The organism is Allorhizobium paknamense (assembly GCF_030815125.1).
Taxonomy (GTDB): domain Bacteria; phylum Pseudomonadota; class Alphaproteobacteria; order Rhizobiales; family Rhizobiaceae; genus Allorhizobium; species Allorhizobium paknamense.
Map to the genome: position 1 here is coordinate 77753 of NZ_JAUSWH010000019.1, position 12711 is coordinate 90463.

The window sequence follows — 12711 nt, forward strand, 5'->3', positions numbered from 1 at the left end:
ATGGCAACACTCGAACTGAAAAACATCACCAAGCGTTTCAAGACCCATGTGGTGCTGGATGATCTCAGCCTCTCGCTGAAGGATGGCGAACGGCTGGTGCTGTTCGGCCCTTCCGGCTCCGGCAAGACGGTGCTGCTCCGGCTGATCGCGGGCGTGATCGATCCCGATCAGGGCAAGATCCTGATCGGCGGCGAGGATGTGACCGATCTCGATGCCGAATATCGTGGCATCGGCATGGCCTTCCAGAATTTCGCGCTGTTTCCGCATATGACGGCTTTCGACAACATCGCCACACCGCTCACGGCGCGCCGGGAAAAGCAGGGCGCGATCAAGGCAGGCGTCGAAGCGGTGGCGAAGCTCCTGAAGATCGACCATGTGCTGAGCCATCATCCCAAGCAGCTTTCCAATGGCCAGAAGCAGCGCACGGCGCTGGCGCGCGCCCTTGCGGGCCAGCCGCCGGTGCTGTTGCTGGACGATCCGCTGCGCAATGTCGATGCCAAGTTGCGTTTCGAGATGCGGCTGGAGCTACCGCGCCTTCTGGCAAAACAGGGCGCGACCGTTCTCTACGTCACGCAAGATTATAAGGAAGCCATGGCGCTGGGCGACCGGATTGCCGTGATGGCCGGCGGGCGGGTCTCGCAGCTCGGCACGCCGGACGAGATCTATAACAGCCCGGCCAATATCGAGATTGCCCGGCTGTTTGGCGATCCCACCATCAATCTTCTCGAGGTGACGCCAAAGAAGGATGGGGCAGGGGTCTATGTCGAACTCTCCGATGTCCGCGTAGCGCTGCCGCATGTGGCGGAAAGCGTTGTGGGCCGGGCCTGCGTCATCGGCCTTCGCCCGGAAACGCTGGGCTTTGCCGATGGTGGGGTCAAGGGCGCAATCCCCGTTGAGGTGGAGGCGGAAACGCCGCTTAACGAAAAGACGGTGACGCTGGTGCGCACGCTGCGCGGGCGCGAAATTCTGGTGTCACGGCCTGCCGGGACGCCGGGGCCGACCTCGGGCGCCGCCTTTATCCGGGTCGATGGCAGCCATGCCTTCCTGTTCGACAAGGAAAGCGGTGCGCGGATTTCCGATCATGATCTTCATCGCATGCGCAAGGGAGAAGCCGCATGAGCAACGCCCAGCTGGTTCTTGATCAGGTCGATAAATTCTACGGTCCGGTGGATTTCGGCCTGCATGCCGTGAAGAAACTGTCCATGCAGGTGAGGAAGGGCGAGATTATCGCGCTGCTCGGCTCTTCCGGCTGCGGCAAGACTTCGACGCTCAGGATGATCGCCGGTTTCGAGGCGGTGTCGCGCGGGTCGATTGCGCTTGGCGGACGGCCTGTGCACATGCTGCCGCCGGTGAAGCGCAATGTCGCCATGGCCTTCGAGGGCTATTCGCTCTACCCGCCGCTGACGGTGAAGGAAAACATGGCCTTTGCGCTGAAAGCCGCCCGGCTGTCGCAGGCCGAGGTTGAAAAGCGGGTGGCGGAAGTCGCCAAGCTGCTGGAGATCGAGGATATTCTCGGTCGCTATCCCAGCTCGATTTCCGGCGGCCAGCAGCAGCGCGCCAGCCTGGGCCGGGCGCTGATCCGCGATGCCGACCTGCATCTTCTCGATGAACCCATGGGCCAGCTTGAGCCGCAATTGCGCGCACTTTTGCGCGGGCGCATCAAGCATTTCATCAAGGAACGCGGCCTCACCGCCATTCTCGTTACCCATGACCAGACCGAAGCCAATGCGCTGGCAGACCGGATCGCGGTGATGGAAGGCGGTGTTCTGCAGCAATTCGATACGCCGCAGAAGATCAAGGAACGGCCCGCCAATCTCTTTACCGGCACCTTTGTGGGCGAACCGCCGATGAATGTGTTTGAGGCAGGCGTTTCCGGCTCTGCGGAGCGGATTTCCTTCGGCCTCAAGGACGGCCTGCGGCTGGATTATGCCGCCCAGGATTTCTCGCCTGCCGTGCGGGATGAGCTTTTGAAGCGCGAGCGGGTGATGCTGGGTGTCAGGCCCTATTCCGTGCGCCGGGCCGAAGGCGGCATGCCGGTGAAGGTGGCCGTCAATCAATGGCTGGGCGACCAGACCCATATCGCCGCCGATTTTGCCGGAAACACCATGGTGCTGGTGGAGCATGACCGGGTGCAGTTGAAGCCCGGTGATGTCATTGGCATTCGTCTTGCTCCCGAAAGCCTGCATGTCTTCGATCCGCAGAATGGCCGGGCCATCTGCCATGGCGAGGAACTGGCATGATGCGCGACCTCATCATCGGCATCGATGCGGGCACATCGGTCATCAAGGCCATTGCCTTCACGCTGTCCGGCCAGCAGATCGCCGTGGCAGCACGGCCCAACAGCTATGAAACCGTATGCCGCGCCGGTGTGGTGCAGGACATGGTCCGCACCTGGGCCGATACCGCTGAGGTGCTGAAGGCCCTTGGCGAAAAGCTGGGCAATCTCGGCGCCCGCACGGCGGCGATTGCCGTGACGGGACAGGGCGACGGCACCTGGATGATCGATGCGGCGGGCGAGCCGGTGGGCAAAGGCTGGCTGTGGCTGGATGCCCGCGCGGGCGAGGTGGTGGAGCGGTTGCGCGGCGAAAACGGCGATATTGACCGTTTCCGCGCCACCGGCGCCGGGCTTGCCGCCTGCCAGCAGGGCCCGCAACTGCGCTGGATGAAGGATGAAGCGCCGGAAATGCTGAGTGGTGTAACCACGGCCTTTCACTGCAAGGACTGGCTCTATTTCAAGCTGACGGGCAAGCGGGCGACCGATCCGTCTGAGGCCTCCTTCACCTTCGGCGATTTTCGCAGCCGCAGCTATAGCGCCAATGTCATCGGCTTTCTGGGTTTGAACGCGCTTCGCCCGATCCTGCCGGAGATTGTCGATGGGACGACCACCTGGCATGCGCTTTCCGATGTGGCGGCGGCGCAAACGGGGCTGATGGCCGGAACGCCGGTGGTGCTGGGCTATGTGGACGTGGTCTGCACCGCGCTCGGGGCTGGGCTTTACGAGCCGGGCACGGAAACCGGCTGCTCGATCATCGGCTCCACCGGCATGCATATGCGGCTGGCGCTGGGGCCGGATGATGTGCGGCTGAACCATGATCTCACCGGCTATACCATGTGTATGCCTATTCCCGGCATTTATGCGCAGATGCAATCCAACATGGCGGCAACGCTGAATATCGACTGGGTTTTGTCGCTGGCCGCAGGCGTGCTGAAGGGCATGGGGCGGGAGGCGAGCAAGGCGGATCTCCTTGCCCATGTCGAGGACTGGCTGGCGGAGGCGAGTGAATCGCCGCTGGTTTTCCATCCCTATATTTCCGATGCGGGCGAGCGCGGTCCCTTTGTCGATGCCTCGGCGCGGGCCTCCTTTGTCGGGCTTTCCATGGCCCATGGCTTTGGCGATCTGGTGAAGGCGGTGTTTGACGGCCTGGCCTTTGCCGCGCGCGATTGCTACGGCGAGATGGGGCCGCTGCCCGCCCGCGTGCGGCTGACCGGCGGGGCGGCACGCTCGGCCTCGCTTCGCCGCATTCTGGGCGGTGTGCTGGGGGCGGAAATCCAGACCAATCACCGCGAAGAGGCCGGTGCTGCCGGGGCGGCGATGATCGCCGCCGTGTCGCTTGGCATCTACCCCGATATGGCGGCCTGCGTGGCCGATTGGGTAACGCCCTTCCAGGGCGGCATCGAGACCCCGGATGCGGGCCTCAGCCGCCGCTATGCCGGGATGTTCCCGGCCTATCAGCAGTCGCGTCTGGCGCTGCGCCCTGTCTGGCACACGCTGCTCAACGGGGCTGCCACAGAACATCAAGGTCATTTGCAATGAAGAAGATAGCCATTATCGGCGACCGTTTCATGTTGCCCACCGTCTTTCGCGATAAGGTTTTGGCAGCCTGCGGCGAGGGGCACGACATTCGCCTTCTGGAACAGCCCTGGCCGGATGAGCCGATGGAGCACGGCTATGCCGTGGAGGGCATGGACGGCCTGAAGGAATATATGGGCAAGCCCGAGGAACTGATCGATTTCATCGGCAATTCGGAAATCGTCATCACCCAGCTTGCGCCCTTTTCGCGGTCGATGTTCGAGCGCCTGCCGGATCTGAAGCTGGTGGCGGTCTCTCGGGGCGGGCCGGTCAATATCGACATGGCGGCGGCGCGCGAGGCGGGTGTCAGGGTGGTGAACACGCCCGGCCGCAATGCCAGCGCCGTTGCGGAATTCACTATTGGCGCGATCCTCGCCGAAACCCGATTGATCCGGCTGGGGCATGAGAGCCTGCGGACCGGGGATTGGCGGGGCGATCTCTACCGCGCCGACCGCACGGGCCGTGAGCTTTCGGAAATGACGGTCGGGGTGGTGGGCTATGGCAATATCGGCACGAAGGTGGTGCGGCTTTTGCGCGCTTTTGGCTGTCGCATTCTGGTGCATGATCCCTATGTGCAGCTTTCCGCCGATGACCTCAATGCCGGGGTGGAGCAGGTTAGCTTTGAGCGGCTGTTGGGCGAGGCCGATATCGTCACGCTGCATCCCCGCGTGACGGATGAAACCAGAGGCATGATGAACAAGGCCGCCTTCGAGCGGATGAAGCCGGGCGCGATTTTCATCAACACCGCCCGTGGGCCGCTCTGCGACTATGATGCGCTCTATGAGGCACTGACCGGCGGTGCGCTTGCCAGCGCCATGCTGGAAACCTTCGCCGTAGAGCCGGTGCCGCCGGATTGGCCGCTTTTGAAGCTGCCCAATGTGACGCTGACCCCCCATATCGCGGGTGCTTCCGTGCGCACCGTGACCTATGCCGCGGAAATGGCCGCAGAGGAAGTGCGCCGTTATATTGCCGGTCTGCCGCCGGTCAACCCTTGCTGAGGAGGCCGTGATGGACGAACAGGAACTTCGCCGCTCGATCATCGAACATTGCCGCATGATGAATGCCAGCGGCCTCAATCAGGGGACATCCGGCAATATCTCCGCCCGCTATGGCGACCGGATGCTGATCACCCCCTCGGCCATTCCCTATGGCGAGATGATGCCGGACATGATCTGCTCCATGCCGCTCAACGGGCGCGACGGCGAATGGCACGGGCCGAAAAAGCCCTCGGTGGAATGGCGTTTTCACCTCGACATTCTGCGCTCGCGTCCGGAAATCGGGGCAGTGGTGCATACCCATTCCATGTATGCGACCATTCTGGCCATGGCGCGCAAGCCCATTCCGGCCTGTCATTACATGATCGCCGCCTTTGGCGGCAATGACGTCAAGGTGGCCGATTATGCCCGATACGGCACGCCCGAACTTTCCGAGGCCGTGACCACGGCGCTGGAAGGCCGCAGCGCCTGCCTGATGGCCAATCACGGCATGGTGGCAACCGGGCTGACGCTGAAAAAGGCGATGTGGGCGGCGGTGGAGCTGGAGACCATTGCCAAGCAATATTACCACAGCCTGCTGATCGGCGGGCCGGTGATCCTGCCCGATGAGGAGATCGCCGGTGTTTTGCAGGGCTTTGCCTCCTACGGCTTGCAAGATCGCCCGCAACCGTCGCAAGCGGCGCATTGAGGGGAGGACCGGCCATGACCTCCGACAAGGTTTATGATCTTCTCGTCATCGGCGGCGGCGTCAACGGGGCAGGCATTGCCCGTGACGCTGCGGGACGCGGGCTTTCCGTGCTGCTGTGTGAAAAGGACGATCTGGCGCAGGGCACCAGTTCCCGTTCCGGTAAGCTGGTGCATGGTGGATTGCGCTATCTGGAATATTACGAATTCCGGCTGGTGCGCGAGGCGCTGATCGAGCGGGAAGTGCTGCTGAATTCCGCCCCGCATATCATCTGGCCCATGCGCTTCGTGCTGCCGCATAATGCTGAGGACCGGCCTGCCTGGCTGGTGCGGCTGGGCCTCTTTCTCTATGACCATCTGGGCGGACGAAAGCGGCTGCCCGGCACCCGCAGCCTCAATCTGCGCACCGCGCCGGAAGGGGCGGCGATCAAGCCGGAGTTCAGCAAGGCTTTTGAGTATTCCGATTGCTGGGTGGATGACGCCCGGCTTGTGGTGCTGAACGCGCTGGATGCCAGCGCGCGCGGCGCAGAGGTGCTGACCCGCACCGCCTGCACCACGCTGCGCCGGGGCAATGGTCTGTGGGAGGCAGAACTGACCAGCCTTCTCACCGCCAAGAAGCGGCAGGTTCAGGCCCGGGTGGTGGTGAACACCGCCGGTCCCTGGGTGAATGATGTGATCGGCCGGGTGGCCGGGCTCAATTCCGCCCGCAATGTGCGCCTCGTCAAGGGCAGCCACATTATTGTGCCGAAATTCTGGGAGGGGCAGCAGGCCTATCTGGTGCAGAACCCCGACAAGCGGGTGATCTTCATCAACCCTTACGAAAAGGACATGGCGCTGATCGGCACCACGGATATTCCCTATGAAGGGCGGCCGGAGGATGTTGCCGCCGATCAGAGCGAGATTGCCTATCTCCTGAAATCCGTGAACCGCTATTTCAAGCAGCAGCTTTCCGAGCGGGATGTGCTGCACAGTTTTTCGGGCGTGCGCCCGCTTTATGACGATAACGCCGAAAATCCTTCCGCCGTGACGCGGGATTATATCTTCGAACTGGATGATGCAGGCGGCCAGCCGCCGCTGCTCTCGGTCTTCGGTGGCAAGATCACCACCTTCCGCAAGCTGGCCGAACATGCGCTGGACCGGTTGAAACCGTTCTTTCCGGCCATGGGGCCAGCCTGGACGGCCAAGGGGTTTCTGCCCGGAGGCGACATGCCCAATGCCGATTTCGAGCTGTTTCTTGGCAAGATGCGGGCGCGCTATCCCTGGCTTCCGGCCCGTCTGCTCAAGCATTATGCCCGCCTTTACGGCACGCGGCTGGAGCGGCTTCTCTCCGGCTGCGAGCGCATGGAGGATCTTGGGTTCTGTTTCGGCCCGGACTTTTATGAACGTGAGGCGTCCTTCCTCATGGAAACGGAATGGGCCGAAACCGCCGCCGATATTCTGGAGCGCCGCACCAAGCACGGCCTGCACATGACGGCGGATGAGCGTGAGGTCTTCGAGGCCTGGTGTGCTGAACGCCGGATCGCGGCGTGAGGGGAGGGGTAATGATGCGATCTCCCGAATTCGAGGCGCTCCTGGCCCTGTCTGCCAGTGTTGGGGCCGATCCCCTGCTGGTGCAGGGGGCGGGCGGCAATACCTCGATCAAGGAAGGTGGCCTGATGTGGATCAAGGCCTCCGGTCTCTGGCTGCGCCAGGCCCTGCAACGCGATATCATGGTGCCGGTGCGGCTCGATCCGCTGCTGGACGCGCTGGAGCGTGATGATCCGGCAACTGAAAAGCCTCAAGGGTTCGTGGACGAGGACGCCAATGCCTCCGGTCTTCGCCCGTCGATTGAGACCACCGTTCATGCCCTGATGCCGCAAAAGATCGTGGTGCATGTGCATTGCGTGGAGACCATCGCCCATGCGGTTCAACGCGGTCTGCCGCATCTGGTGGCGGAAAAGCTTGCCGGTCTTGCCTATGCCGTCATTCCCTATGCCCGCCCGGGCCTGCCCCTGGCAAAAGCCATTGCGGAGCGGATGCGCCCTGACACGAATATCCTTGTGCTTGCCAATCACGGTCTTGTGGTGGCGGGCGATACGGTGGCCGAGGCCGAAGCACTGCTCTCTCTTGTGACAGGCCGTCTTCGGTTAAGGGCACGGCAAGCGCCGGTGCCGGACCTTGCCGTGCTGGACCGCATGGCAGCGGGAACCGCCTATGGCCTGCCGCGTGACGAGCGCCTGCATGATGTGGCAACCGATCTCGTGAGCTGCCAATTGGCGGCGGGCGGCTCGCTCTACCCGGATCATGTGGTGTTCCTCGGAGAGGGCGTGGTGATTGCCAAGGCGAATGAAAATGCCGCCGCCTTGCAGATGCGCTATGCCGAACAAGGGATGAGCCTGCCGCCCCTGCTGCTTTTTCCCGGGCGCGGCGTGCTGGTGCTGCGCGACCTGAACGAGGGCGCCTATGCCATGGCGCGCTGCCTCTGCGATGTCACCGCAAGGCTGGAAAAGGGCGCACAGCTTCGCTATCTCACGGCGGCGGAAAATGCCGAACTGCTGGGGTGGGACGCGGAAAAATACCGGCAGGCTCTGTTGCGAGCCGGGCAGGCGCTGCAATGACCGGGGTATCCAGCGATCTCGTCATTGGCCTTGATATGGGAACCTCCGGCGCAAGAGCGGTGGCGATGAACCCGGATGGCGTGGTTCTTGCCACAGGTGCAAGGCGGCTTGCCGATGTGAGCGAAGATCATCGCTCCCCGGAGGCCTGGTGGACGGTCATCGGCAGCGCACTGCGGCAGGTTCTGGATCAGGTGGACAGGGAGCGGGTGCGGGCGCTTGCCATTGACGGCACATCCGGGACCATTCTGGCCGTGGACGCTTCGGGTACCGTGCTCACCACGCCGATGATGTATAATGACCCGGTAAAGGATGAGGCCATTCTTTACCGGATTGCGGCCCATGCGCCGCCAGACAGCGCCGCCCATGGCGCGACCTCCGGTCTTGCCAAGGCGCTCGTTCTACAGGTCTTGCCTGATGTAGCGCATATTCTGCATCAGGCCGACTGGCTGGCAGGCCGTTTCTCGGGCCGCTTCGATCTGACAGATGAGAATAATGCGCTGAAGACGGGCTATGATCCGGTGGCGCGGCAGTGGCCGGACTGGATGGAAAAAACCGGTCTTCACCGCCATCTCCTGCCGAAAGTACTTGCCGCGGGCGAGCCGATGGGCGTGATCTCAGCAGAAGTCGGCCGGGTTTTCGGATTGCCGGAGGATGTGCTCGTCATTGCCGGCACCACGGATGGCTGTGCGTCCTTTCTCGCCACCGGGGCCAGTCATCTCGGCGATGGCGTAACGGCGCTCGGCTCGACGCTGACGGTGAAAATGCTCTGCGACCGCCCGCTTTTTGCACCCGAATACGGGATCTACAGTCATCGGATCGGCAATATGTGGCTGGCTGGCGGTGCCTCCAATTCCGGCGGTGCGGTTCTGGCGGCGCATTTCACGGCGGAACAGATGGCCGCACTCTCTGCGCGGATTGATCCTGCACAGGAAAGCGGGCTCGATTTCTATCCGCTCTCGAAGCCGGGGGAGCGTTTCCCTTTGAACGACCCCAGTTTGCAGCCGCGCATGACGCCCCGCCCGGAGCGGGATGAGGATTTCCTGCATGCCTTGCTGGAGGGCATCGCCAATATCGAAAAACTGGCTTATGGACGGCTTGAGGCGCTGGGCGCGCCACCTTTGGCCGGGCTTTACAGCGTTGGCGGCGGTGCGCAAAACAGGGTGTGGTCTGCCATCCGTCAGAACAAATTGCAGGTTCCCTTCCTCTCGGCGTGTTCCGAGGAGGCTGCGGCAGGAACGGCAAGATTGGCGTTGAAGGGCGCCGGTCTGGGAGGGCTTTCATGAGCGCCCCCCAGCATCTTCCCGGCATTGCGGCCCTGGCGGATCGCTTCGATGATTTTCTCATCGACCAGTTCGGCGTGCTGCGAGATGGCAAACAAGCCTATCCGCAAGCGCCTGCGACCTTGGAAAGGCTGAAGGCCGCAGGCAAACGCATCGTCATTCTCTCCAATTCCGGCAAGCGTTCAGCGGAGAATGATCGGCGGCTGGCCGGGATCGGTTTCCAGCCCGGGAGCTGGGATTGGTTTCTCACCTCCGGCGAGGTTGCATGGCGTCAGATGGCGGAGCGCCGTTCTTCGCATTCCGCCGGGCGCTGCCTGCTGATCAGCCGGGACGGGGATCTTTCACCGCTTCAGGATCTCCCTTTCACGCCGACGCAAAATGCGGATGAGGCCGATCTTGTCCTGATTGCGGCCAGTGAAGGCGATCGTTTCAGCATCGATCATTACCATGATCTGCTTGCTCCCGCAGCGCTTCGGGATGTGCCCTGTCTCTGCACCAATCCCGATAAGATCATGTTGACGGCGGATGGTCCTGCCTTCGGCGCGGGCCGTATCGCAGAACTTTATGAGAGCCTCGGCGGCAAAGTGGAGTGGATCGGCAAGCCTTTTCCGGCCATTTACCAAGCTGCCCTCGATTTTCTGAAACCGGCGGACCTCACGCGCGTGTGCTGCCTTGGTGACAGCGTCGAACACGATATTGCCGGTGCGGCCGGAGCAGGGTTGAAAAGCGTGCTTGTCACCACCGGTATACTGGCAAACGCCAGCCCGGAGCAAAGGGCCGAGCTTTTTGAGGCCCACGGGGCCATCCCCGATTTCATCATTCCCTCTTTTATATGGCAGGAAGGCTAGGCTATGGGCTTCAAGCTCTCCCTTAACACCAATCCACTGGTCAATCGCTTTGCCGATCCCGACGATCTCATTGAAACGGTCGCTGAGCGCATTCGCATCGGTTATCTTCAACTGACGCATGAATTCATCAATCCGGGCTGGCCGGCGGCGACCATCACCAAGATGGAGCGCCGCATGTTCAAGGCGCTCGAGCGCACAGGGGTGCGTGTCACCTCCGGCATGACCGGCCCCTATGGCCGTCTCAACCATTTCGGCCATCCCGATGCCGATGTGCGGCGCTATTATATCGACTGGTTCAAGACCTTTGCCGACATTTCCGCCAATCTTGGCGCTTACGGCATGGGCACGCAGTTCGCGATCTTCACCCACCGTGACTATGACGATGAAAGCCGCCGCGAAGAGTTGATCAATATCGCCATCGATTGCTGGCACGAGGTGGCAGAACACGCCAAGGCTGCCGGTCTCGACTATCTCTTCTGGGAGCCGATGTCGGTGGGCCGGGAGTTTGGCCACACGATCGAGGAGTGCAGGCGGCTGGATGCCCGCCTCGCTGCCGCCGGTCTGCCGATCCCGATGAAGATGATGGTCGATATCGACCACGGGGATGTGACGTCGCCGGATCCGCGCGACATCGACCCCTACGCCTGGGCGCAAGCCTTCCCGCAACGCTCGCCGATCATCCACATCAAGCAATCCTCCATGAACAAGGGGGGACATTGGCCCTTTACTGCCGCCTACAACGCTGACGGCCGCATCACGCCGGAAAAGCTTTTGGCGGCCGTGCGAAGCGGCGGCGGAACCGACAACGAAATCTGCCTGGAACTCTCCTTCCGTGAACGGGAGCCGACGGATCGGCTCGTGGTGGAGATGATCCGCGAATCCGTTGCCTATTGGGAACCCTTCATCGATACCGGCTTCAACCAGTCCAAGCGAGGTGCTGCATGATGTGGATCGGCACCAGTTTCAAGATGAACAAGACGCTTGGAGAGACGCTGGCCTTTTGCGAACACCTCAAGGCGGATGGCCGCTTGTTCTCCGGCATTCAGCGTTTCATCATTCCGCCGTTCACCGCCGTACGGCAGGCAAAGTCTGCCCTGGCGCAAACCGACATCAAGGTCGGCGCCCAAAACATGCATTGGGATGATCAAGGCGCGTGGACGGGTGAAATATCGCCTCCCATGCTGGTGGATTGCGGACTGGACCTTGTCGAGCTTGGCCATTCAGAACGTCGCGAACATTTCGGTGAAACCGATGCCACCGTCGCGCTCAAGGTAGAGGCGGCTGTTCGTCATGGCCTTACGCCCCTGATCTGCATTGGTGAAACACTGGCGGAGCGGGAGCAGGGGGCGGCGGACCCGGTGCTCAAGCGGCAGGTGGAGATGGCCTTCAGCCGCCTCGGCGACGACCAGAAACAAGCACCTATGCTTCTTGCCTATGAGCCTGTCTGGGCCATCGGCGTCAACGGTATTCCGGCAACCGCCGACTATGCGGATGAGCGGCACGCCAGAATTGCCGAGGTCGCGGAGGCCTGCCTGGGAAGGCCGGTGCCTGTTCTCTATGGCGGCAGCGTCAATCCGCAAAACTGCGAGGAATTGATCGCACAGCCTCACATCAACGGGCTTTTCATCGGCCGTTCCGCCTGGAGTGCAGACGGCTATCTCGACATTCTCGACCGCGTCGCGCGCGCAACGGTCACACGCTGAGGAGGACATCCCATGGAAAAGAAGATCGTTATCGGTACGGATCATCTCGGTCTGCAGATGAAGAACGCCATCGCGGATCATTTAAGAGCGAAGGGCTGGACGGTGGAGGATATCGGTGTCCATGAAACCCAGCCTGTCGATTATCCCGATGTTGCCGTCGAATTGGCAAAGCGCATTGCATCTCATGAATTCGAGCGCGGCATTCTGGTTTGTGGAACAGGCGCCGGCATGGCGATTACGGCCAACAAGGTGCCGGGCGTCCGCGCCGTGGCTGTGAACGACGCCTACACCGCCGAACGCGCCATCGCGTCGAATAATGCCCAGGTCATCACGCTGGGAGCCCTCGTCACCGGGATCAATGTGGCGAAGATGTATGTCGATATCTTCCTCGCCAATGAGTTCCAGGGAGGCGGATCGGCCATCAAGGTTCAGAAAATGGAAGCGATCGACGACAGCTACCGTGCGCAGCGTTGACGCAGAGCCCGTGCGAATCGGAAAGTCGTGATTTTACAGACGGATGGAAGTTTTTCGACTGCTATCGTCGTATTTTTGTAAAAACCTTGTTGACTTGGCCCGGCCCCAGGACTACATACCGCTTCACAAGACGACGGGTTGCAGCGCCGGACGGTGCTGGATCTGGTTGACTTTAAATTTCAGGAATTGGCTGAGATGCTGATTGGGGCCGGGTTTAACGGTTTGGCCTTGCGGGAATTTTTGACACTTTGATGTGTCTGTTATTTGACAATTGAAGAGA

At 61.8% G+C, this 12711-nt stretch carries 12 protein-coding genes; all 12 read left to right on the forward strand.

The features are described 5' to 3' along the window. Genes QO005_RS21205 through rpiB form a run of 12 tightly spaced genes read left to right on the forward strand, consistent with a single transcriptional unit; the run spans position 1 to position 12431 of the window. Positions 1-1119, forward strand: coding sequence for an ABC transporter ATP-binding protein (locus tag QO005_RS21205; protein WP_307160008.1), 1119 nt, complete (start codon positions 1-3; stop codon positions 1117-1119). Then, positions 1116-2240 (forward strand): ABC transporter ATP-binding protein, encoded by a 1125-nt coding sequence (locus tag QO005_RS21210; RefSeq protein WP_307160009.1) that lies wholly within the window; start codon positions 1116-1118, stop codon positions 2238-2240. The genes QO005_RS21205 and QO005_RS21210 overlap by 4 nt, the downstream gene beginning before the upstream one ends. After that, positions 2240-3814, forward strand: a complete 1575-nt coding sequence (locus QO005_RS21215) for an FGGY-family carbohydrate kinase (protein WP_307160023.1) — start codon at positions 2240-2242, stop codon at positions 3812-3814. The genes QO005_RS21210 and QO005_RS21215 overlap by 1 nt, the downstream gene beginning before the upstream one ends. Further along, positions 3811-4848, forward strand: a complete 1038-nt coding sequence (locus QO005_RS21220) for a 2-hydroxyacid dehydrogenase (RefSeq protein ID WP_307160010.1) — start codon at positions 3811-3813, stop codon at positions 4846-4848. The genes QO005_RS21215 and QO005_RS21220 overlap by 4 nt, the downstream gene beginning before the upstream one ends. 10 nt (positions 4849-4858) lie before the next feature. Continuing rightward, entirely contained in the window at positions 4859-5533 is a 675-nt protein-coding gene (locus QO005_RS21225; RefSeq protein ID WP_307160011.1) for a class II aldolase/adducin family protein, read from the forward strand. Between the two features lie 14 nt (positions 5534-5547). Then, positions 5548-7059, forward strand: a complete 1512-nt coding sequence (locus QO005_RS21230) for a glycerol-3-phosphate dehydrogenase (RefSeq protein WP_307160012.1) — start codon at positions 5548-5550, stop codon at positions 7057-7059. An 11-nt stretch (positions 7060-7070) separates the two neighbouring features. Continuing rightward, positions 7071-8126, forward strand: a complete 1056-nt coding sequence (locus QO005_RS21235; RefSeq protein WP_307160013.1) for a class II aldolase/adducin family protein — start codon at positions 7071-7073, stop codon at positions 8124-8126. Then, entirely contained in the window at positions 8123-9409 is a 1287-nt protein-coding gene (locus QO005_RS21240; protein WP_307160014.1) for an FGGY-family carbohydrate kinase, read from the forward strand. Before QO005_RS21235 ends, QO005_RS21240 begins: the two co-directional genes overlap by 4 nt. Then, positions 9406-10254: a TIGR01459 family HAD-type hydrolase gene (locus tag QO005_RS21245; RefSeq protein WP_307160015.1), complete on the forward strand. Its 849-nt coding sequence runs from the start codon at positions 9406-9408 to the stop codon at positions 10252-10254. Before QO005_RS21240 ends, QO005_RS21245 begins: the two co-directional genes overlap by 4 nt. Positions 10255-10257: 3 nt before the next feature. Beyond that, positions 10258-11199, forward strand: coding sequence for a sugar phosphate isomerase/epimerase family protein (locus QO005_RS21250; protein WP_307160016.1), 942 nt, complete (start codon positions 10258-10260; stop codon positions 11197-11199). Further along, entirely contained in the window at positions 11196-11957 is a 762-nt protein-coding gene (locus QO005_RS21255; protein WP_307160017.1) for a triose-phosphate isomerase, read from the forward strand. The genes QO005_RS21250 and QO005_RS21255 overlap by 4 nt, the downstream gene beginning before the upstream one ends. Positions 11958-11969: 12 nt before the next feature. Next, on the forward strand, positions 11970-12431 hold the full coding sequence (rpiB, locus tag QO005_RS21260; RefSeq protein WP_307160018.1) for a ribose 5-phosphate isomerase B: 462 nt from the start codon (positions 11970-11972) through the stop codon (positions 12429-12431). Positions 12432-12711: the final 280 nt, after the last annotated feature.